This window comes from Bacillus sp. FSL K6-0042 (genome assembly GCF_038006685.1).
GTDB lineage: Bacteria > Bacillota > Bacilli > Bacillales > Bacillaceae_G > Bacillus_A > Bacillus_A pseudomycoides.
The window spans coordinates 4,365,096-4,388,318 of record NZ_JBBOVS010000001.1; the positions used below are offsets into that span (position 1 = coordinate 4,365,096).

Below are 23,223 nucleotides of genomic sequence, written 5' to 3' on the forward strand. Positions count from 1 at the left end.
AATTGTGGACGAGCATATCCCATACGCGAAATAGGGGGTTGAAAAAGTGAACTCTCTCATAGTATGACCGGTCATATATTTACTTTTGAGAAAAGAAGTGAAAATGAGAAAGAAGTATCGTATTCCTCCACATTATGTTGAACTTTACAAAACTTTTACAAATTATTAAAACCGAATTAATAGTTGGGTATTATTCTTATATCTGTAATCCTGTTACTCCGGGATACTTCTAGGAGGAGCTACACGTGAAATGGACAAAAAAATCTATCAAGATTTTAGCAATATCGACATGTTTCATTTTTTTATATGTGTCTACTCCATCCGCTGCTAATGATGTGAGGGAAGTGAGAATTGATGGATCCTCAACCGTTTTTCCAATTATGGAAGCTATAGCGGAAGAGTACACAAAAAAAGAACCACGTGTGAAAATTTCTATTAGTATATCTGGGACAGGAGGAGGGTTTCATCGTTTTGGCAAAGGCGAAGTAGATATTAATAATGCATCGCGCCAGGTGAAACAAGTAGAAGAAAATTTTATGAAGGAAAATTCCATCCAGTTTACACCATTTGAAATTGCTTATGATGGCCTCACAATCATTGTGAATCGTCAAAATACATGGGCTGATAATATGACAATAGAAGAATTACGTCTATTATGGAGCGAAGATGGGAGAACGAAACGATGGTCACATATTCATCCGAAATGGCCGCACGAAAAGGTGCAATTTTATGCGCCAGGTGTTGATTCCGGTACGTATGATTATTTTCAAAGTGTTGTCTTGCGAAACAATCGTCTTGCAAAAACAGTTGCTTTATCTGAAGATGATCAAGTCATTATGCAAGGGGTAATGAATGATAAAAATGCAATTGCATTTGTGGGATATGCGTACTATATGGCGAATCGGGATAAGGTAAAAGCCGTAAAAATAAATGGTGTACCACCAACGAAAGCAAACATTCAATCTGGTATTTATAAGCCATTGTCTAGGCCGCTATTTGCTTATGTAAACCATGCTTCGATTCGAAATAAAAGCAGTGTGGCAGAGTATGTGGTGTTTATGATGCAACATGCGGGCGGACTTGCTGAAGAAGTCGGATATGTTAAATTACCACAAAAGAAATATAGTGAACAGCTGCGAATGTTAACAGAAATAAAAAGATAATGTCAGGATGGGAAGGGGTTTTCATCTTTGGCTCGAAATGACAAAAGTCAATTTACATTTTCTGTGCAACATTTGATTGAAAGAAATACAATCAAAAGAAAAAAAACGCAGCGAATCAATCGAATGGTTCCGTTACTATTAAAGGCAATTGCTAGCGTATCTATTATAACAACAATCGGTATTGTTATTACGCTAGCGAATGAAACAATTATGTTTTTTCGTGAAATATCAATGTATTCTTTTTTTACTGAAAAAGAATGGTTACCATTTTTTGAAGAGCCTAAGTTTGGGATACTTCCTCTTATATGTGGGACCTTACTTGTAACAACAATCGCTATGATAGTAGCTATTCCAATTGGATTAGGATGTGCCGTATTTTTAAATGAATATGCTTCACACTTTGTTAGAAAAGTGTTAAAGCCCATTTTAGAACTACTAGCAGGTATTCCTACAATTGTATATGGATTTTTTGCTTTAACGATTGTCACACCGGCCTTGCAGCGTGTCATTCCGGATTTACAGTTCTTTAATGCAATCAGTCCAGGCATTGTTATAGGAATTATGATGGTTCCAACAATCGCTTCTCTTTCTGAAGATGCAATGGGAGCTGTATCTAAAGGAATAAAAGAGGCTTCACTTGGGCTAGGTGCAACGCGTTTTGAAACTGTACGAAAGGTTGTGTTTCCAGCTGCATTTACCGGTATTATGGCTGCAATCCTATTAGCGGCTTCACGTGCGATTGGTGAAACGATGATTGTTGTCATTGCAGGAGGTTCAACGCCCAATGTATCTATAGATCCGACGCACTCCATTCAAACGTTAACGGCTTATATTGTGCAAGTAAGCTTAGGTGATGCCCCCCATGGAACGATCGCATACTATAGCATGTACGCTGTAGGCGCGACGTTACTTATGTTTACATTCATGATGAATATGATTTCGCAGCAGATTATGTACCGTTTTAGAAAGGCGATATAAGATGCGAATGCTGAATCATAAGAGAATAAAAGAAAATATGGCATCTCGTTTTTGGAAGGATCAAATATATAAGTCTATTTCCTATATGGCAATGCTATTTTCTATTTGTATACTAATTTTATTACTTTATCAAATTTTTGAAAAAGGTGTAGGTTATCTTTCAATAGATTTTTTTATGAACTTTGCTTCACGTAATCCAAAGCAAGCTGGTATTGTCGCTGCATTGTCAGGAACAATTTTATTTATGAGTATAGTAGTGCCAGTTTCCTTTGTATTTGGAGTAGGTACAGCTCTTTATTTAGAACATTATGCAAAGCACTCTGTATTCACAAGGATCATAGAATTAAATATTCAAACATTAGCGGGTGTGCCATCTGTTGTGTTTGGATTGCTTGGTTTAACAATTTTTGTATACGGTCTTCATTTAGGGGAGAGTATAGCAACAGCAGCGTTTACGATGAGTCTTCTTGTATTACCAACAGTTGTTGTATCGAGTCAAGAAGCGATTCGTATGGTGCCGGCTTCTCTGTTAGAAGCTTCGTATGGCATTGGTGCTACAAAATGGCAAACAATGTATCAGATTGTATTGCCAACTGCCTTGCCAGGAATTTTAACGGGATGTGTTTTGGCTTTATCGAGGGCAATCGGGGAAGCGGCACCATTATTAGTCATTGGGGCACTTGCTTTTGCTAATTATATTCCACTTAACATGTTTGATAGATTCACAGTTTTACCGATTCAAATTTTTAATTGGATGAGTAGACCGCAAGAGGAATTTCAGCATGTAGCAGCAGCCGGTATGATCGTTTTATTAGGATTGTTGCTCATTATAAATGTGGTTGTCTTATGGTTAAGAAATCGTAAGTAGTGGATGAAAGGGGAATTCAAAATGGTAGCAACAGTAGTAAATGTACAGGTGAAAAATGAAGAGAAAATTGAGTCAGCAACGAAGAAGGTTGTATTCGATACAAAAAATTTAAACTTATGGTATGGAGAAGATCATGCATTAAAAGATGTTAATTTAAGTATTCATGAGAATGAAGTAACAGCAATTATTGGACCGAGTGGTTGCGGAAAATCAACATATTTAAAAACGTTAAACCGTATGGTAGAGCTAGTACCTATCGTTCGCACAACGGGAGTAATTGAATATCGAGATCGAAATATTTTTGATAAGTCATATCCTGTTGAGGAATTACGTACGCATGTTGGAATGGTGTTCCAAAAGCCAAATCCATTTCCGAAATCTATCTATGAGAATGTTGCTTATGGTCCAAAGATTCATGGTATTCGTGATAAGAAGACACTTGATGCAATTGTTGAAAAAAGTTTACGTGGTGCAGCGATTTGGGATGAATTAAAAGATCGATTACACGATAATGCATATGGTTTATCTGGTGGACAACAACAGCGTTTATGTATCGCGCGTTGTTTAGCGATTGAACCGGATGTAATCTTAATGGATGAACCGACATCAGCATTGGATCCGATTTCTACATTGAAAGTTGAAGAGTTGATTCAAGAGCTAAAGAAAGATTTTAGTATTGTAATTGTGACGCATAATATGCAACAAGCGGCACGTATCTCTGATAAAACAGCGTTCTTCCTAAGCGGTGAAGTTGTTGAATATACAGATACAAACAAATTATTCACTACTCCTACAGATAAACGAACAGAAGATTATATCACGGGACGATTTGGTTAATGTTTTTGGGAGTAAAAGCCCCTTTATAAGGGGTTTTTATCACTTTATCAAAAATCAAGTAAGAAAACTCCCCACTCAAGGACTATGCTCAGCACAGTCCTTGAGTGGGGAGCTGGATTGCTAGTAACCGCATTCTTGAACGCTTTGTACAATATATTAAAAAGGTGGTTCCAAAGGCGTTTGCCAATGAAATAGAGGGGCATCAGGTCTCCACTCGTGTTACGCATCTGTTAGAGGAGACACATGAGAAACCCCCACTTCAAGATCCAAAGGAGCTAAGTGGTGGGAGTTTTCATATATGTAACAGCTAAAGGGGGAAACAACATGGTAAGGGAGCAATTTCATTATGATTTACACACATTGCAGCAAAAGGTAATTGAACTTGGAGAATTGGCAAGAGAAGCCCTTTCTTGTTCTATGGAAGGGCTTCAGAAGAAAGATGTAGAAAAAGCGCTAGAAGTCATTGATGGTGATTACCGTATGGATAATTTAGAAGAAGAAATTAATGACCTTGCACTTATGCTAATTACAAAACAGCAACCTGTTGCAAGCGATCTGCGAAGAATTTTTGTTTCGATTAAGACAGCAACAGATTTAGAACGTATTGCAGATCATGCCGTAAATATTGCTAAATCAACAATTCGGCTCGGAGAAAAAGATGTATCTGTTAGCTTGCATAGTCTAGAACAAATGTTTACGATTGCCATGGATATGTTAAATTTATCGTTAGAAGCATATCAAGAAGAAAATTTAACTTCTGCAAAACAAATTGCGGAAATGGATGATTCTGTTGACGAAATATATGGGAGAGCGATTCGTGAATTTATTTCCTCTATCCCTGAACATCCTGAAGCAATTACGCAAATTACACAATTATCTTTTATTGCACGTTACATTGAGCGTGTAGCAGATCACATTACGAATATTGCCGAGAATGTTTTTTACTTGGTGAAAGGAAAACATTATTTATTAAATGAATAGGAAAAAATGTTAGCAAGTGATGGAATATCACTTGCTTTTTTAGTCAAAACATGACAAAAAAAGCTCGTTGTCTTGTCCTCTCTATGATGATAAGATGTATCATAATATGATATGGAATAATATAGGAAGCGATTGTTTATCCTGTAAAAAACTCGATTGGTGAAGGTGAACACTCAGTGAAGGACAAGGAAAAACGCCACTGATTAAAATTTCATTTTATTAAGCTATAAAGTAAGCGCTTACTGATGTGATTCAGTGAAGTGAAAAGGTTAATTTCTACATAAGTGACATACATATGATATACAAGGTCGTTCAACATTATAAACGTGGAGGATGAATGTATATGAAGGGGGTTATTTTAGCTGGAGGAAAAGGAAGGCGTCTTAGACCGTTAACATGTAATCTTCCAAAGCCAATGTTACCATTACTTGAAAAACCAGTTATAGAATATAATATTGAGTTACTAAGGCAGCATGGTATTCATGAGATTGCAATTACAGTTCAATATATGAGTACGGCAATTAGGCGATATTTTGGTGATGGAAGTAAATGGGGAGTGAAGTTGCAATATTTCGAAGATTCACCACCGCTTGGTACGGCAGGAAGCATTAAACAAGCAGAAGCGTTTTTAGATGAGCCATTTGTTGTAATTAGTGGAGATGCATTGACGGATTTTAATTTATCAAAAGGAATTGAATTCCATCAATGCAGGAATAGACTGGTCACAATGTTTGTGAAGGAAGTGGAAAACCCACTATCATTTGGTTCAGTCGTTATGAATAGAGAGCATGAAATTATACGTTACATGGAAAAACCGAGTTGGAACGAAGTGATTTCAAATATTGTAAATACAGGCATTTATATTATGGACCCCGAAATTTTTTCTTATATTTCATCAGCGCAGTTTTTTGATTTTAGTCACCATGTCTTTCCTTTGCTGGAAAATAAAAAAGCACTCTTTGGATATGTAGCGCAAGGATACTGGTTAGATATTGGCACATTAGATCAATATCGGCAGGCTCATTTTGACTTACTTACAAAGAAAGTACAGGTACCCATTTCTTATACGGAAGTACTACCGATGGTTTGGATGGGAGAAGGGGTAACGATTGAAAAGGGAACAAAAATTCACGGTCCATCTTTTATCGGAGAAGGAGCGTTCATCGGAGCAGGGGTAATAATTGAGCCATATTCAATTATCGGTAAGTGCAGCACAATATTAGATCATACGCATGTTCAAAAAAGTATTGTTCTTGCCCATACGTATGTAGGAAAACGCTGTGAGCTATTAGAAGCGACCGTTGGAGAAAATGCGATGATTAAAGATGATGTAACTTTATTTGAGAAAAGTGTGGTAGCAGACCGTTGCCAGATTGGAAAAAATACAGTGATACAACACAATGGGAAAATATGGCCTAATAAAGTTGTTGATAGTCATTCTATTATTGCCTCGTCAGGAATTACTGAAAATGAAAAAAACTCAGGTTGGCTGCAAAAAAGCCGGGTAGTAGGTAGGGGCAATATAGAAATGACACCTCAAGTTGTTGTAAAAATAGCAATGGCATATGGCTCTCTTTTTTCAAAAGGGGAGCGTATATTGATAGGGGGATATGATGATGTAAAACTTGATATTTTTAAAAAGCTATTTCTACATGCAATTCATAGTGTTGGCTTGTATACGATGGAATGTCAAGAAATGAACGATTCGGCCTTTCGGTATGCGATCAATGAACTCGAATGTGCAGGGGGCATTTTTATTCGCTTTGAACAAGAAGAAGGAATTGTCATTCAACTATATGGTAAGGAAGGCATAAGGTTATCGTATAAACAGCAAAAAGAAATGGAACACTTGTATATGTCAGAAGCATTTCATTATGTATATGATAAAGACATAGGACGAAATGAAACGGTACATGTTTGTTTAGAGAAATATGTTGAATCTTTATTAGCGTATTTGGATATCGAAACGATACAAAAGCAAACATTTCACCTTCTTATTAATAAAAGAGATGAAATGTTTCAGTTCCTACTCATATCCTTCTTGCGAAAACTAGGTTGCACAATTACATGGGTTTATGCTAATGAGCAAAAAGAACATGTTAAATTGTTAATGAAATCAAGTAGAGCTCATATGGCTCTTATGTTTTATGAACAAGGAAATGAATTTGAATTATATGATAATCATGGTGGGATTTACCAAAGTGCAAATTGTGAAGAAATCGATGTTCCTGATTTATTACTTGAGACGACAGAGAGTGTTTATCCATTATCGTTAAAATTAGGAGAGTGCTATCTTCTTTTTTATATGTATGGTGAACAAAGTAAGTTTCAGATGAGATGGCAGCAAGATATTTTATATCGGATTGGAAAATTATTTGAACTAATTGCTCGGCAAGGAAATACTTTGTCGACGATGTTAGAGCAATCACCACCCCTTTACTTATTATGTGATGAAGTTGTTTGCTCGTGGAAAGAGAAAGGGAAAGTAATGGGAATGTTATTGCAGGATATGGAAAAAAGAGAAGTCGAAGTATTAGAGGGAATCCAATTTAAATATACAGAAAAAGAGTGGTCTTATATTGTTTCTGATGCAAAACATCCTAAATTTCTTGTATATTCACACGCGAGAAACCCAGTAATAGCAAAGGAAAATATGAAAACTCTTATAGAAAAAATTAGACAATATCAAAAGGTGTAGAATTTTTATTTTAAAAGTGGTATTATAGTATAGTCTGATTTAAGTTATTAGTGACTGGAGGGAAATAAGAATGCGTGTGAATATTACTCTAGCATGTACAGAATGCGGAGATCGTAACTATATCTCAAAGAAAAATAAACGTAACAACACGGAGCGCCTTGAGCTTAAAAAGTATTGCAAGCGTGACAAGAAGTCTACGTTACACCGTGAAACAAAGTAAGCAGTAGGAAATTTCCTACTGTTTCTTTTTTTTTACTATGGTTATAACCCTTATTGAAAAGTGATGATACATGAAAAAAATGATAGACTGTTTACAAGAACGTAATTCATTTTTGCGATTAATAATTATAAAGTAAGTAAAGGATCACTTTATAGGGGGAAAAGCGTGTGAAAGAGGAGAAGGTACGTTTACGTAAGAAAATAGTAGAGCAAATGAATTTTTTATCGAAAGAACAGCACAAAACTTTATCAGAACAAATTGTATTTTCTTTATATGAACAAAAAGAGTGGAGAGAAGCGAAAACAATCGGAATTACTCTTTCGATGGAACATGAAGTGAATACATATGTAATTATTGAACAAGCATGGCGAGAAGGAAAAAAAGTTGTTGTACCAAAGTGTAATAGAGAGACAAGAACAATGATCTTTCGTCAAATTACAAATTTTGATCAATTAGAAACAGTATATATGAGCTTGCGTGAACCAATTCCTGCGCTAACAGTAGAAACAGAGGCAAATGAAATTGATCTTCTGTTTGTACCCGGAGTTGCGTATACAAGACGAGGGGAACGTATTGGGTACGGCGGTGGTTATTATGATCGTTATCTGCTGCAGTATGAAGGGAAAACGTTATCATTAGCTTTTGATTTTCAAATTGTAAGTTATATTCCAATAGAGTCGTTTGATCAAAATGTACAAAAAATTATTACAGAAAAAGAAACAATTCTTCAAAATGGACTTGTATAGACAAATAAAAATTGACGAGACTTTTTCTTGTTGATTATAATAAAATATGTGAACGTTTTCTTATTATATTTCCATAATAAGTGGACATAGAGGGTGATGAAATGATATCAATTTATGATATTCAGCAATTGCTAAAAAAATTTGGAACAATCATTTATACAGGTGATCGAATCGCTGATTTACAATTAATGCAAGATGAATTGCGTGAATTAAATCAATCACAGTTGATTGAGCCAAAAGACTATCAAACAGCTTTATTTTTATTGAAACAAGAGATTCAAAAAGAGATGAGCAAGAATTAGATAAAGGTAGGTTAGCAAAAATGGAAGAAAAGTGGTTAGTTGGTGTTGACCTTGGCGGGACAACGATTAAATTAGCATTTATTAATGTATATGGTGAAATTTTACATAAGTGGGAAATCCCAACGAATGCAAGTGAGCAAGGCAAACATATTACATTAGATGTAGCGAAAGCAATTGATAAAAAGTTAGAAGAACTAGGAGAATTAAAGAGCAAGCTAATTGGTATTGGTATGGGCGCTCCTGGACCTGTGCATGTCGCTTCTGGTATGATTTATGAAGCTGTTAATTTAGGGTGGGAAAACTATCCATTAAAAGATTTATTAGAAGTAGAAACAGGCTTACCTGTTGTGGTTGATAATGATGCAAACTTAGCTGCGCTTGGTGAAATGTGGAAAGGTGCTGGTGAAGGAGCAAAAGATCTAGTTTGTATGACGCTTGGAACTGGTGTTGGCGGCGGTGTAATTGCAAATGGTGAGATTGTGCACGGTGTAAGTGGTGCTGCTGGTGAAATCGGACATATTACAGTCGTAACAGAAAATGGATTTCCTTGTAACTGCGGGAAATCTGGCTGTCTAGAAACAGTAGCTTCAGCAACGGGTATTGTACGTGTTGCTATGCAAAAATTACAAGATACAGATGAACCAAGCATACTTCACTCTATGTTAGAAGAAGAGGGACGTATTACATCTAAAGATGTATTTGAAGCGCTTGAACAAGGTGACGCTTTAGCGGAACAAGTTGTAGAAAAAGTAGCTTCTTATTTAGGGTTAGCTGTAGCAAATCTTTCTAGTACGTTAAATCCAGAAAAGATTGTAATTGGCGGTGGTGTATCTAAAGCTGGCGATGCATTGTTACAACCAATTCAGCGCTATTTTGCACAATATGCATTTTCTCGTGCTGTTAAGAGCACGAAGCTAGCAATTGCAACGCTTGGGAATGATGCTGGTGTAATTGGTGGAGCTTGGCTTGTGAAGAAGCATAAATATGAAGTTATGAAGTAAAAAGAATAGAATCAGTCAGGGCGAATCGGAATTAAGGTGAGACTACTGGTATTTGTAAAATAATGAAAAGAGGAAGGGAGATCCCTTCCTCTTTTCATTATGAAAAATCTTGATGGGAAATAGAACTGTAAGTGAATTAATGAGTTGGTGGGTACCCGCTATAAAGGACAGTCATGACTGTAAACCAACCAAAAACAAGTACAGTTGCAACAGCAAAACCGCCTGCTAGTAAATTTTTTTCACGTAACGTTCTAAGGGTTGCGAATACAGCTAACAGAGTGACTAGCGCAAAAATGATAACAAGACCCATATATAATCCCCCTCTGCTCTCTCATTCTTTCGTTTGAGTTTTTGCAATATTTCTTCTTTTTTATTGTACATGTTTTAGAAATGATTGTCGAGATAGCATCGTTTCTTTTCCTAAGGGGAAGAAATGTTGTATCATAAAAGTAAGTTCAATAACTGGAGGAGATTTAAAAATGGAATGGATACAAATGCCATTAGGACCATTACAAACAAATGCATATATTTTAAGTAATGATCAAAAAGAATGTATTATTTTTGATCCAGGTAGTGAAGGAGAGAAGCTTGTAACGTATTTACAAGAAGAACAATTAAAGCCGCTGGCTGTTTTATTAACACATGCTCATTTCGATCATATTGGTGCAGTTGATGCTGTGAGAGATGCTTTTCATATCCCAGTATATGTACATAAAGAAGAAGTGGATTGGTTAGGAGATGCGACTGTAAATGGTTCGCAAATTTTTATGATGAATCGAAGCATTACAGCGAAACCCGCTGATCAAATTATTGAAGGCGAAGGAATGTTAACGATTGGATCCTTTACATTTGAAATGTTTGAGACGCCAGGGCATTCTCCAGGCAGTATTTCATATTATTGCAAAGAGGCAAATGCTGTATTTTCAGGAGATGTATTATTCCAAATGAGTATTGGTCGAACAGATTTACCAGGTGGAAGTTTTGCAGAATTAATTGGAAGCATTGAAGAAAAATTATTTGTACTGCCAGATGACACAGCAGTATTATGTGGACATGGTCCAGAAACAAATATTGGTTCCGAAAAAGAAAATAATCCGTTTTTACAATAAGGAGCTATATGGGGATGGAGCTCGTTTTAAGAAAATGGATGGAAAAAGAAAAGGATTATTCGATTTCATATAGTACATATATGAACCTTGCACTGTATGATGAGGAGTACGGATATTATATGAAAGAACGTGAAAAAATCGGAAGAAATGGTGACTTTTTTACGAGTAGTAATATTTCTTCGGTATTTGCAAGGACGTTCGCTCGTTTTTTTATTCGACTTGTCCAAAATGGAGAGATCCCCCCGAATGTTTGTGAAATTGGAGGGGGAACAGGGAGATTTGCTTATGATGTTTTACAGGAATGGAAACAGTTATCTCCAGTAACCTATGCAGAGTTACGATATTCTATTATTGAAGTGAGTCCTTTTCATAGAAGGTTGCAAAAACGTCAACTTGGTTCATTTCAAAATATTTCGCAGTACAAGTCCTATAAGGAATTAGGGGAGTCTTTTACAGGAATCGTTTTTTCAAACGAATTGTTTGATGCATTTCCTGTTGAAGTGATAGAGAAGCGAGCTGGTATTTTGTATGAAGTTCGTATTACGTATACGGAGCAGCGGGAACTTACAGAAGTATTGCGGCCGTTAGAACAAGAAGTAATACGATGCTATTTACGAAGACATAAGATTGAGCTTTATGAAGGACAGCGCTTTGAAGTACCAATAGCAATGGAAACCTATTTACAAGAGATTATAGGATGGCTCAAGGAAGGCTTATTCATCACGGTTGATTATGGGTATACAAGAGCGGAGTGGATGCATCCTGCGCATCATGAAGGGAGTCTAAGGGGGTATTATGACCATAGGCTCATTCAGAATCCTCTGAAGTATCCAGGTGAAATGGATATTACAGCGCATATTCATTGGGATGAATTGAAGAAAATAGGAGAAGAAAGCAGTCTTCATACAGTGTGGCATACAAAACAAAGGGGGTTTTTACTTGCGGCAGGTATATTAGAACAACTTGCTAGTCATCAAGATTCCGATCCTTTTTCTGAGAAACAGAAACAAAATCGAGCGGTTCGTTCCATGATTTTACATGGGGGAATAAGCGATGCTTTTGATGTTGTTATGCAAAAAAAAGGAATGCCACATTTTGATTTAAAGCATTATTTACATATATAGAAAAAAACAAGACACAGAATGATTCTGCGTCTTGTTTTTTGATACGACTTTAGGATATGTAGTATTGTATATTTTCTCTCATGATATATATTTATATTAAAGATATGAGATAGAAAATATAGAATACGCCCTTTTTGTTTGGTTACCCCTAACCTAGTAATACACGAACAAGTTGGATAATTGTTTCATTTTCTACTTTGTAGTAAATTTCCAATCCTTTTCTTTCACTAGAAACGATTTTAGCGCTTTTTAATTTCGCTAAATGTTGCGAAATTGTGGATTGTGGCATATTTAATCCTGTGTACATTGTCGAAACATTGCTTGGACCGCGTTCGATCAATCCCTTTACAATACATAAACGAACAGGGTGAGCAAGAACTTTCAGTAATTCTGCATTATTTTCGTATAGTTCTAATTCCTTTTGAAAGGTTTCTAACATGTTTTTTCCACCTCCATGCGAGCTGTTATACCCATACTATACATACCAAAAATCTAAAGAAAAGAAAATAGTTGTTGCAGAAAAAATGTTCTAAAGTAAAGAAATTGTAAGAAAAGAGAACATGATGTAAATAACTTTGCAAAATTTGTACGTTTGTAACACAGTATTTTTTGTTAAGAATCGTGAATATACAGATACATTTGTAACACAATTTTATCATGATTTTTTTATTCTTTCAATTAATATACGAAATTTTAAAAATAATAAGAAAAAAGGATTTTATATGTTTCTATAGAATATAATCTTGGATGAAAAGAAGGTAGACAACGGAAGTAAATTAAATATGAAGATGGTTCTTATGGAGAGGATATATTAATGGCTTATTATCTTCAATAGAGGGACTTTGCCTAAGTGCATATGATGAGTTTATGGTGGTAAATCCTGAGTACCGTAATAAAAAAGGATAGACCAAGCGAATGTAATTTGCTTGGTCTATCCTTTTTTATTATGTGAAACATTTTATTTCTGTATCAGATGGGAATTTTCTCATGCATTCACAGGTTCCTCTACAAAAGAAAGCGCATTTTCAAAATCGGTAATTAAATCATCTACATTTTCAAGGCCAACTGATAAACGGAGCAATGAATTAGAAATACCTCTTTCATCGCGTGCTTTTTGTGATAATGCTGCATGTGACATTTTTGCAGGATAGGAGAGGATGGATTCCACAGCTCCTAAACTTACTGCAAATACAGGAAGTTTGACTTGTGATAAAAATTTTCGCAAAGCATCTTCAGATTGTAACGTGAAAGATAAAACAGCACCGGCAGATTGTGCTTGTGAGTGTTGTATGTCATAGCCAAGGTGTGATTCTAATCCAGGGTAATACACATTCTGAATTTTCGAGTGTTTTTGTAAATAAAGAGCAATTTTATTCGCGTTTGTTGCTGAGTGTTCGAGACGTACGTGTAATGTTTTCAGACCGCGAAGAACGAGAGAGCAATCTTGTGGGCCTAATATAGCGCCAAATGCATTTTGCAGGAAGCCGAGTTTTTTAGCAAGTTCCTCATCTTTTACAACTGCTAATCCAGCTGTAACATCACTATGACCAGCAATAAACTTTGTCGCACTATGGAGAACCACATCTGCTCCAAGTTCGAGTGGTTTTTGGAATAGTGGTGTTAAAAATGTGTTATCAACAAAAGTAAGAGCTCCAGTAGATTTCGCTAATTCGCAAACAGTACGAATGTCGGTTACTTTTAATAATGGATTGGAGGGTGTTTCAATGTAAAAGACTTTTGTATTCGGTCTAATGTTTTGTTTTACTGCCTCTACATTTGTCATATCAACAAATGTATGTGAAACACCGTAACGAGACAGAACCTCTGTTACAATGCGATATGTTCCCCCGTATACATCTTCTGAAATGAGAACATGATCGCCTTGTGAGAGAAGGAGGAAGGCAGTAGAAATCGCTGCAATTCCAGATGCGAAGGCAAATCCTTTTGTTCCCCCTTCTAATAAAGCGATTATGTCTTCAAGTGCTTCACGTGTTGGATTCCCAGAGCGACTGTAGTCGTATTTTCCAAAGGCATCTACATCAAATTGATGAAATGTTGATGTATTATAAATGGGAACGTTAACAGCTCCTGTTTGTGAATCATGTTTATATTGGTTATGAAGTAAGAGTGTATCTAACGAATAACTCATATTCTTACACCTTCTTTTATATGTTTAATAGCTTGCTTTAAGTCTTGAATTAAATCATCCCCGTTTTCAATGCCAACGGAAAAACGGAGAAGACGATTACATACCCCGCGTGCTGTACGCACTGCTTCCGGGATATCTGCATGTGTTTGTGTTGCTGGATATGTCATTAAACTTTCAACCCCGCCAAGACTTTCTGCAAATGTAATTAACGATAAAGATTGTAAGAAAGGATTTACCCATTTTTCATCGCGAAGACGAAACGAAATCATGCCGCCCCTTCCTGGATAAAAAACATCGGTTACACCATTCTCCTCATTTAAATAAGAAACGATTTTCTTTGCGTTTTCTTCATGTTGATTCATACGAAGAGCCAATGTTTTCATACCACGAATTAATAACCACGAATCAAATGGACTTAATACAGCACCAGAAGCGTTATGATAGTGGGCAAGTGCTTCGCAAAGTGTCTGACCTTTTGCAACGACAAGGCCGCTTAGTACATCGTTATGTCCACCTAAATACTTTGTTGCGCTGTGAAGGACAATATCTGCGCCTTCTGTTAATGGTTGTTGTATATAAGGAGTGTAGAAAGTATTATCGACAATTAGAAGTAGGCCGTGCCGTTTTGCGACAGTTGCGACAGCTGCAATATCAGTGACTTGCATTAATGGATTGGTCGGTGTTTCGATAAAAATAGCCTTTGTTTGAGAAGTGACAGCTTGTTCTATTTGTTTAATAGATTGTGTATCTACGTATCTACATCGAATATTCCACTTTTCCTCATGTTCCGAAAATAAGCGGTAGGTCCCTCCGTATAAATCTTCTGATACGATAAGTTCATCTCCAGAACGGAATAAGGAAAGAATAAGAAGAACAGCTGCCATTCCAGAACTACAGGCATAGCCTTGTTCACCTTCTTCTAAATCAGCAATTGCGCGTTCTAAAAGACCACGTGTTGGATTTCCTGTTCGTGAATAATCAAAGCCTGTTGATTTTCCAATTCCTTCATGACGATAAGCTGTTGAAAAGTAAACAGGGGGATTAACTGTTCCTGTTGTAGTTTCGCTTCGATTTCCGATTTGTGCTAGTTTTGTTTCGATTGTTGACATGTGAAATTCCTCCTTTATAAAAATAAAAAAAGCCTTCTAAGAAGAAGGCTTTCATGCGAATATAGTCTTCTTCTTATCTGTCAAATCTTTTCACAATTTGCTGGAATTAGCACCTTATTAACGAACATGTTAATGGTTGCTGAGGTGTCATAGGGCCAGTCCCTCTACCTCTCTAGATAAGAATATTTTGTATGAAATTTTATTATGCTTTTAACTTTACAACAAAAGATAATTGAATTGCAACTTTATTTTAAACAATTTTCATTCTTCTGATAATTCAATTGACTTTTAGTCTATCCCATGCTAAATTTATGAGAAAATTAACAAAGATTGTTAAAAGGTACACGTATTTCCTTTTAAAACATAGATGAATAATAAAGAAAAACTCTTATTGAGAGCGGTGGAGGGAAAGGCCCTGTGAAACCCGGCAACCTTCAAACGAAATGTTTGAAACGGTGCTAATACCTGCAAAACAATTTGTTTTGCATGATAAGAGGAGGATTGATGATGTCCCCCTCTTCAAGATGAAGAGGGGGTTTTTATATTGATAGAAAAGAGGGAGACAAGTGAAAATTCTAGATTTAGTATCAAAAGGAATTGTTATCGGTGATGGCGCAATTGGTACGTTATTACATTCTCATGGTTTGCAAAGTAGTTTTGAAGAATTAAACTTATCTGATCCAGATCTTATTATATCTATTCATAAACAATATGTAGCTGCTGGGGCAGATATTATTCAAACAAATACATATGGTGCAAATGAAGCGAAATTGCGCATGTATGGTTTGGAAAACCAGGTCACCCAAATTAATAAAGCAGCGGTTAAACTTGCAAAAGCAGCTGTAACAGATAAGAACGCCATTTTAGGGACCATCGGTGGGATGAAGCATATCGGAGCCGTTACAACGACTGATATGGAACGAGAGTTTATGCTACTTGAGCAAGCGGGAGCATTATTAGAAGAAAAGGTTGACGGATTATTATTAGAAACATTTTATGATGAGTTCGAATTGTTACATGCAGTGAAAGTATTGCGAAAACAAACAGATATTCCAATTATTGCACAGCTAGCGCTTCATGAAGCAGGCACAACGCAAAATGGAAATGATGTAAATGGAATATTAACGCAGCTTTTAGATTACGGTGCAAATATAGTCGGTTTAAACTGTCAGTTAGGACCGCTTCATATGACGGAAGCTTTCAAAATGATATCGATTCCTAAAAATGGTTATTTGTCGGCTTATCCAAATGCAGGCCTTCCAAACTATGTAGAAGGATGTTACGTATATGAAGGAAGCCCTGCTTATTTTGAAGAGATGACACCGAAATTTATTGAGCAAGGTATTCGTTTGTTAGGGGGCTGTTGTGGTACAACGCCAGCACATATTGAAGGGATGAAGCGTGTAATTGCGAATGTAACGCCTGTTACAGAAAAACAAATTGTTCAAAGACAACAAGTAGTTCATATCCAAACAAAACGTGCTAGCACTCATGTTACCCTTGCAGAAAAAGCGAGGAAGCAAACAACGGTGGTTGTTGAACTAGATCCCCCCAAAACATTAGATACGCAGCGTTTTTTTGAAGGGGCAAGGGCATTGAAAAGAGCGGGAGCAGATGCCATTACGTTAGCAGATAATTCGTTAGCATCCCCGCGCATTTCAAATATGGCAATGGGGGCATTATTAACGAAGCATGATATTCCAGTACTGACGCATTTAACGTGCCGTGATCATAATGTCATTGGTTTGCAATCTCATTTACTTGGTTTATCAGCTTTAGGAATGGAAGAAGTGTTAGCTTTAACAGGTGATCCAGCGCGAGTGGGGGATTTTCCTGGAGCGACTTCTGTATATGATTTGTCTTCTATTGAATTAATTAAAATGATTAAAGAAATGAATGATGGTCGATCTATTTTAGGAAAATCCATTGGTTCAGCGACAAGGTTTTCTGTTGGAGGAGCTTTTAATCCGCACGTGAGACATTTAAAAGCAGCGGTGAAGCGGATGGAGAGGAAAATTGCAGCTGGTGCAGAGTATTTCTTAACACAGCCAATTTACGATGTAGCCTTAATTGAAGAAATATACGAGGCGACAAAACATTTAGAAAAACCAATTTTTATTGGAATTATGCCTTTAGTAAGTAAACGTAATGCTGATTTTCTTCATTTTGAGGTGCCAGGCATTACATTGCCTGAGGAAGTAAGACAGAGAATGGATGGGCATGAAACGCAGGAGTCTGCAATTGAAGAAGGAATTCGTATTTCTCAAGAATTAATTAATGCCGCAATGAAATACTTTAACGGTATTTATCTCATTACGCCATTTTTGAAATATGAAATTACAGAAAATCTCGTTAAGTATGTGAAAGAAAAGCAAGAAGTGAAAGAGGGAATCAACTGATGAGACCGATAGAAGAGAGATTACAACATGATATTTTAATATTAGATGGCGCGATGGGAACGATGATTCAGCAGGCAAATTTAACTGCAGAAGATTTTGGAGGCGAAGAATACGAAGGTTGTAATGAATACTTAGTAAAAACAAGGCCAGATGTTATTTTAGGTATCCATAAAGCTTACATTGAAGCGGGTGCGGATATTATCGAAACAAATACGTTTGGTGCTACGAATATCGTATTGCATGATTATGAGCTATCTCATTTAGATGAAGAGTTAAATGAAAGAGCGGCGTTTTTAGCAAAGCAAGCGGTAAAGGAGAGTGGTAAAGAAGTATATGTAGCAGGTGCGATGGGGCCAACAACAAAAGCAATTAGTGTAACAGGCGGTGTAACATTTGAAGAACTAATTGAAGCTTATACGAGACAAGCTCGGGGCTTATTACGAGGTGGCGTTGACGTATTGCTTGTAGAGACAAGCCAAGATATGCGTAACGTGAAAGCGGCGTATTTAGGGATTCAGGAAGCGTTTACGGAAGCAAATCATACGGTTCCGCTTATGATTTCAGGAACCATTGAACCGATGGGAACAACGTTAGCGGGGCAAACAATCGAGGCATTTTATTTATCAATTGAGCATATGAAACCATTATCTGTCGGATTAAACTGTGCTACAGGACCAGAATTTATGCGCGAACACATTCGTTCTCTTTCTGACTTATCAGAGTGTTATATTTCTTGTTATCCAAATGCCGGTCTTCCAGACGAGAATGGACATTATCATGAGTCACCGACTTCACTTGCAGAAAAGGTGAAACAATTTGCTGAAGAAGGGTGGATCAATATTATCGGTGGTTGTTGCGGGACAACGCCTGATCATATACGAGCGATAAAAGCTTCACTTGAGTCCCTTAAACCACGTGAGAATCATGAACGAGAAGGCCACGGTATTAGTGGTTTAGAAGCGTTGCAATATGATGATTCTATGAGGCCATTATTTGTTGGAGAGAGAACAAATGTTATTGGATCAAGAAAATTGAAGCGATTAGTAGCTGAAGGGAATTTTGAAGAAGCTGCTGAAATTGCGAGAGCGCAAGTGAAGAAAAATGCCCATATTATTGATATTTGTATGGCGGATCCAGATCGTGATGAAGTGGAAGATATGGAGAACTTTTTGGCAGAAGTAACGAAAGTATTAAAAGTTCCGATTATGATAGATTCAACGGATGATAATGTTATGGAAAAAGCTCTCACGTATATACAAGGAAAAGGGGTTATTAACTCTATTAATTTAGAAAATGGAGAAGAGCGTTTTGAGAAAGTAACACCCCTTCTTCATAAATATGGTGCGGCAATTGTAGTAGGAACGATTGATGAAGCGGGCATGGCAGTTAGTGCAGAAAGAAAGTTAGAAATTGCAAAGAGAAGTTACGAGTTATTAACGAAGAAATATGGTATACGTCCATCCGATATTATTTTTGATGCACTCGTTTTCCCGGTAGGAACTGGTGATGAAGAATATATTGGTTCGGCAGCAGCGACGATAGAAGGGATTCGTCTTATTAAAGAATCACTGCCAGAATGTTTAACAATTTTAGGAGTAAGTAATATATCGTTTGGTTTACCGCCAGCTGGTCGCGAAGTGCTAAACTCGGTCTTTTTATATCATGCAACAAAGGCTGGGCTTGACTACGCAATTGTGAATACTGAAAAGCTAGAGCGCTATGCATCCATTCCAGAAGGGGAAAAGGAACTCGCAGATGCACTATTATTCGAAACAACGAAAGAAACACTGGAAGAATTTACGAACTTTTACCGGGTTGCTAAGAAAAAAGAAGCAGTCATACAAGAAACATTAACACTTGATGAAAGGTTAGCAAATTATATTGTAGAAGGAACGAAGCAGGGTTTACATGAAGATTTAAGTCTCGCACTAACAGAAGGAAGAAAGCCCCTTGATATTATTAACGGTCCGCTTATGATGGGGATGGACGAAGTGGGTCGTTTGTTTAATAACAATGAGCTTATCGTTGCTGAAGTATTGCAAAGTGCAGAAAGTATGAAAGCTGCTGTTGCGTATTTGGAGCCTTATATGGAATCTAGCGATAGTGCGAAAAGAGGAAAAGTATTATTAGCAACTGTAAAAGGTGATGTACATGATATTGGCAAAAACCTTGTAGAGATTATTTTATCAAATAACGGCTATGATATTGTCAATTTAGGAATTAATGTACGCTCTGATCGCATTGTGCAAGAGGTAAAAGAAAAGAAACCAGACATTATCGGACTTTCTGGATTATTAGTAAAATCGGCGCAGCAAATGGTAGCAACTGCCGAAGATTTACAAGCGGCAAATATTGATATTCCCATTGTTGTAGGTGGTGCAGCATTGACAAGAAAGTTTACAGATAACCGTATTTCACCTTCCTATAATGGACTTGTATTATATGCAAGTGATGCGATGACAGGACTCGATCTTATCAATCGATTGCAAAAAGAAGAAGAACGAGAAAAAATGAAGCAGGATAAAAAAAATCGCCACATTCATATCGTGAAACAAGAGGAGAAAAAAGTGGAGATACCAGCTGTCATTGAACCGTTGCCGAAAGCAAAAGTTATGGTGCCGGACTCAACAAAACGGGTTGTACTTCGTGATATTCCAGTTTCACATCTTGCACCATTTTTAAACAGGCAAATGCTAATTGGTCATCACCTTGGTTTAAAAGGAAATGTGAAGAAATTATTAAAAGAAGGTGATAAGAGAGCGCATGAGTTAAACAATTTAATTGATGAACTATTACAAGAAGGACAATCTTGGCTACGTCCAAAAGCAGTTTATCAATTTTTTCCTGCCCAAAGTGATGGACAAACTATTATTATTTATGATCCAGAAGATCGTACACGTGTGCTAGAGCGTTTTTCATTCCCAAGACAAGGGAAAGCTCCGTACCGTACATTAGGGGATTACTTACGTCCTGTCGGTGATGAAATGGATTATGTCGCCTTTTTATCTGTTACAGTGGGGCAAGGTGTTCGTGATATTGCGGAAGAATGGAAAGAGAAAGGGGATTATTTACGCAGCCATGCGATTCAATCGTTAGCGCTAGAGCTAGCAGAGGGACTCGCTGAAAAAACACATATGTTGATTCGTGATCGTTTTGGAATTCCGGATTTACCGGAGATGACGATGGAAGAGCGATTCCGTACAAAATATCAGGGAATTCGTGTTTCTTTTGGTTATCCAGCTTGCCCAGAACTTGCTGATCAAGAAAAACTATTTCGCTTAATTCAGCCAGAGGAGATTGGAATCTCACTAACAGAAGGATTTATGATGGAGCCAGAAGCATCTGTAACGGCAATGGTATTTGCTCACCCTGAAGCACGATATTTTAGTGTACTATAGTGTAGAAGGGGGAGAGGTATGAAAAGAATAGTCTTTACAGGCGGTGGTTCGGCTGGACATGTGACACCTAATTTAGCAATTATTCCACATTTGCAAAAAAAGGGCTGGGATATTTCTTATATAGGTTCTCATCAAGGGATTGAAAAAACGATTATAGAGAACGAAGGAATTCCATACTATGGTATAGCGAGCGGAAAGTTACGCCGTTATTTTGATTTAAAAAATATAAAAGATCCTTTTCTCGTTATGAAGGGTGTTATGGATGCTTATGTACGAATAAGAAAATTAAAACCTGATGTTATTTTTTCAAAGGGTGGTTTTGTATCTGTACCAGTAGTAATTGGCGGATGGTTAAATCGTGTTCCAGTCTTGTTACATGAATCGGATATGACACCAGGGCTAGCGAATAAAATTGCACTCCGTTTTGCTTCAAAAATATTTGTTACGTTTGAAGAAGCTGCACAACATTTGCCAACAGAAAAGGTGGTTTATACAGGTTCGCCTGTGAGGGAAGAAGTGCTACGTGGAAATCGTGAAAAAGGATTACACTTTCTTCGGTTCCATACTAGAAAAGCAGTTATCACGGTTATGGGAGGAAGTCTAGGGGCAAAGAAAATCAATGAAACAGTACGAGAAGCATTGCCACAGCTCCTTAAAAATTATCAAGTTGTTCACCTATGCGGAAAAGGAAATCTAGATGAGACGTTACAAGGTATAGAAGGGTATAGGCAATTTGAATATGTGCACGGAGAATTGCCAGATGTGTTAGGGGCAACTGATTTTGTCATCTCACGAGCTGGATCGAATGCGATTTTTGAATTTTTAACATTGCAAAAACCGATGCTTTTAATTCCATTACCGAAAGCTTCAAGCCGCGGAGATCAAATTTTAAATGCACAATCGTTTGAAAGACAAGGGTATGCAGCGGTTTTATATGAAGAAACTGTAACAGTGACATCCCTTATGAAGCATATAGAAGAGTTAAATCATAATTGTGAGAAGTATAAAAAAGAATTAAAAAAGTATAGTGGAAAAGAAGCAGCACAGACCATTATGAAATATATTACGGAGGCATGATTTCTAAAAAATCATGTCTTTTTTAGTAGAATGAAAGGTTCGAAGAATTACTTTATTTATGTTACAATAACAGAGATTTAATAGGGGAATTCCAGTTCTTTAAGCGTGAAAATACGAATGGATTAGGAGTGACTGTGTTGGAGCTGAGTCTTTATGAAAATACTGCTCTGATTATATGTTTTGTGCTATACGTTGGTAGTGTTATTATTTACATTTCAAGAAAATTTTCACAAGAACGAAACTTAGAAAAATCGGAAATAACAGCTGAGTTAGAAATGTTAGCCGATGAAAGTGATAAAAAGCAAAAAATAAGAGAAGAGCATGAGGCGCCCCACCACTTAAACGCAAAATAAGTTTTGAAGGTGGGGATTCCTTTTGGCGAAATCCTTCTCTATTATTATTATTATTATTATTAACGATAAAAAAGGAGTTTCCCTTTAGTTTTTATAAATATGGGTATGATTCTAAAATGCTTCAAAACTGGGAATAATGGATGCTGTTGGAACAACCACTACCAGCTCTATGCGCAGATCGTATAGATTATACAATTCGCGATTTATATACATATGGAATGATTTCAAAACAAGAAGTTCTTACATTTTTAAATCAATTAATTGTCCATGAAAAACAAATCTGTCTTAGTACGCTAGAGGCGGCAGAGTGGTTTACAACAGTCTATTACAAAGAAACAATTGATTTCTTTCTACATCCATTAGGCTCATATAGTTATCATGTATTAACAAAAGTTTTGCAACTAGCGTTAGAAAAGCATGTGATACATACTGAAGATTTCTTGTGCGATGATGAGGCAGTGCTTCAAAAATTGAAATGTTGTCGTGATGAAGAGATAACGAGTGTATTGGCTACTTTACATCCAAATGTAATAGTAGAAGAGAATAATCAAGAGTATGATATTTGTTACTCGGGTGGGAAGGAACGCTTAATTGATCCACATGTCTATATGAATGGTAAAATATATAAAGCGTCTCGTTTATCTGAACATGTAAGGTTATGCAATCAAAATATATATTTAAAAATAAAGAAAGCATAAAGGAGTTATAAAT

21 protein-coding genes and 2 riboswitches are annotated in these 23,223 nt (G+C 36.6%); of the genes, 17 read left to right on the forward strand and 4 right to left on the reverse strand.

What is annotated here, in order from left to right:
• The first annotated feature begins 245 nt into the window (after positions 1-245).
• The 10 genes from MHH45_RS22400 (at position 246) to glcK (ending at position 9,794) form a co-directional block, all read left to right on the forward strand.
• Positions 246-1,163: a PstS family phosphate ABC transporter substrate-binding protein gene (locus tag MHH45_RS22400; RefSeq protein ID WP_016116342.1), complete on the forward strand. Its 918-nt coding sequence runs from the start codon at positions 246-248 to the stop codon at positions 1,161-1,163.
• 27 nt (positions 1,164-1,190) lie between these two features.
• Positions 1,191-2,141: a phosphate ABC transporter permease subunit PstC gene (gene pstC, locus MHH45_RS22405; protein ID WP_016116341.1), complete on the forward strand. Its 951-nt coding sequence runs from the start codon at positions 1,191-1,193 to the stop codon at positions 2,139-2,141.
• Position 2,142: 1 nt separating this feature from the next.
• A complete protein-coding gene (pstA, locus tag MHH45_RS22410) occupies positions 2,143-3,009 on the forward strand; it encodes a phosphate ABC transporter permease PstA (RefSeq protein WP_016116340.1) in 867 nt (288 codons plus the stop codon).
• A 21-nt stretch (positions 3,010-3,030) separates the two neighbouring features.
• Positions 3,031-3,846, forward strand: a complete 816-nt coding sequence (pstB, locus tag MHH45_RS22415) for a phosphate ABC transporter ATP-binding protein (RefSeq protein ID WP_016116339.1) — start codon at positions 3,031-3,033, stop codon at positions 3,844-3,846.
• Between the two features lie 324 nt (positions 3,847-4,170).
• Complete coding sequence (gene phoU / locus MHH45_RS22420; protein WP_016116338.1) at positions 4,171-4,827, forward strand: phosphate signaling complex protein PhoU; 657 nt, start codon at positions 4,171-4,173, stop codon at positions 4,825-4,827.
• A 343-nt stretch (positions 4,828-5,170) separates the two neighbouring features.
• A complete protein-coding gene (locus MHH45_RS22425; protein WP_016116337.1) occupies positions 5,171-7,525 on the forward strand; it encodes a sugar phosphate nucleotidyltransferase in 2,355 nt (784 codons plus the stop codon).
• Positions 7,526-7,595: 70 nt separating this feature from the next.
• Positions 7,596-7,745 (forward strand): 50S ribosomal protein L33, encoded by a 150-nt coding sequence (rpmG, locus tag MHH45_RS22430; protein ID WP_001265618.1) that lies wholly within the window; start codon positions 7,596-7,598, stop codon positions 7,743-7,745.
• Between the two features lie 167 nt (positions 7,746-7,912).
• Complete coding sequence (locus MHH45_RS22435; RefSeq protein ID WP_016116336.1) at positions 7,913-8,491, forward strand: 5-formyltetrahydrofolate cyclo-ligase; 579 nt, start codon at positions 7,913-7,915, stop codon at positions 8,489-8,491.
• A gap of 101 nt (positions 8,492-8,592) precedes the next feature.
• The gene (locus MHH45_RS22440) at positions 8,593-8,793 is read left to right on the forward strand and encodes a YqgQ family protein (protein ID WP_016116335.1); all 201 of its coding nucleotides are present in this window, start codon (positions 8,593-8,595) and stop codon (positions 8,791-8,793) included.
• Positions 8,794-8,813: 20 nt separating this feature from the next.
• On the forward strand, positions 8,814-9,794 hold the full coding sequence (gene glcK / locus MHH45_RS22445; RefSeq protein ID WP_016116334.1) for a glucokinase: 981 nt from the start codon (positions 8,814-8,816) through the stop codon (positions 9,792-9,794).
• A gap of 136 nt (positions 9,795-9,930) precedes the next feature.
• Here the strand turns inward: glcK and MHH45_RS22450 are convergent, their stop codons facing one another.
• A complete protein-coding gene (locus MHH45_RS22450; protein WP_016116333.1) occupies positions 9,931-10,104 on the reverse strand; it encodes a DUF2759 domain-containing protein in 174 nt (57 codons plus the stop codon).
• A gap of 169 nt (positions 10,105-10,273) precedes the next feature.
• Between MHH45_RS22450 and MHH45_RS22455 the strand changes: the two genes are divergently transcribed.
• Positions 10,274-10,903 carry an MBL fold metallo-hydrolase gene (locus MHH45_RS22455; protein ID WP_016116332.1) on the forward strand — a complete coding sequence of 210 codons (630 nt, stop codon included), beginning with the start codon at positions 10,274-10,276 and terminating at the stop codon, positions 10,901-10,903.
• 8 nt (positions 10,904-10,911) lie between these two features.
• On the forward strand, positions 10,912-12,027 hold the full coding sequence (locus MHH45_RS22460; protein WP_088093666.1) for a class I SAM-dependent methyltransferase: 1,116 nt from the start codon (positions 10,912-10,914) through the stop codon (positions 12,025-12,027).
• A gap of 148 nt (positions 12,028-12,175) precedes the next feature.
• Here MHH45_RS22460 and MHH45_RS22465 read toward each other — a convergent pair whose 3' ends face one another.
• The 3 genes from MHH45_RS22465 to MHH45_RS22475 form a co-directional block, all read right to left on the reverse strand.
• Positions 12,176-12,466 (reverse strand): ArsR/SmtB family transcription factor, encoded by a 291-nt coding sequence (locus tag MHH45_RS22465; RefSeq protein WP_000894376.1) that lies wholly within the window; start codon positions 12,464-12,466, stop codon positions 12,176-12,178.
• 546 nt (positions 12,467-13,012) lie between these two features.
• The gene (gene metC, locus MHH45_RS22470; RefSeq protein WP_016133256.1) at positions 13,013-14,176 is read right to left on the reverse strand and encodes a cystathionine beta-lyase; all 1,164 of its coding nucleotides are present in this window, start codon (positions 14,174-14,176) and stop codon (positions 13,013-13,015) included.
• Positions 14,173-15,285, reverse strand: coding sequence for a methionine biosynthesis PLP-dependent protein (locus MHH45_RS22475; RefSeq protein WP_016116329.1), 1,113 nt, complete (start codon positions 15,283-15,285; stop codon positions 14,173-14,175). The genes metC and MHH45_RS22475 overlap by 4 nt, the downstream gene beginning before the upstream one ends.
• Positions 15,286-15,355: 70 nt before the next feature.
• A riboswitch (SAM riboswitch) is annotated at positions 15,356-15,468 on the reverse strand.
• A 202-nt stretch (positions 15,469-15,670) separates the two neighbouring features.
• Positions 15,671-15,781: riboswitch (SAM riboswitch) on the forward strand.
• Between the two features lie 70 nt (positions 15,782-15,851).
• Between MHH45_RS22475 and MHH45_RS22480 the strand changes: the two genes are divergently transcribed.
• The 5 genes from MHH45_RS22480 to MHH45_RS22500 all read left to right on the forward strand — a co-directional run bounded on the left by MHH45_RS22480 (position 15,852) and on the right by MHH45_RS22500 (position 23,210).
• On the forward strand, positions 15,852-17,684 hold the full coding sequence (locus MHH45_RS22480; protein WP_016116328.1) for a bifunctional homocysteine S-methyltransferase/methylenetetrahydrofolate reductase: 1,833 nt from the start codon (positions 15,852-15,854) through the stop codon (positions 17,682-17,684).
• On the forward strand, positions 17,684-21,082 hold the full coding sequence (gene metH, locus MHH45_RS22485; protein WP_088093665.1) for a methionine synthase: 3,399 nt from the start codon (positions 17,684-17,686) through the stop codon (positions 21,080-21,082). Before MHH45_RS22480 ends, metH begins: the two co-directional genes overlap by 1 nt.
• 18 nt (positions 21,083-21,100) lie before the next feature.
• The gene (locus MHH45_RS22490; protein ID WP_016116326.1) at positions 21,101-22,159 is read left to right on the forward strand and encodes an undecaprenyldiphospho-muramoylpentapeptide beta-N-acetylglucosaminyltransferase; all 1,059 of its coding nucleotides are present in this window, start codon (positions 21,101-21,103) and stop codon (positions 22,157-22,159) included.
• Positions 22,160-22,239: 80 nt separating this feature from the next.
• Positions 22,240-22,512, forward strand: coding sequence for a DUF3966 domain-containing protein (locus MHH45_RS22495; RefSeq protein ID WP_033671461.1), 273 nt, complete (start codon positions 22,240-22,242; stop codon positions 22,510-22,512).
• A 140-nt stretch (positions 22,513-22,652) separates the two neighbouring features.
• Positions 22,653-23,210, forward strand: a complete 558-nt coding sequence (locus MHH45_RS22500; RefSeq protein ID WP_016116324.1) for a hypothetical protein — start codon at positions 22,653-22,655, stop codon at positions 23,208-23,210.
• Positions 23,211-23,223: the final 13 nt, after the last annotated feature.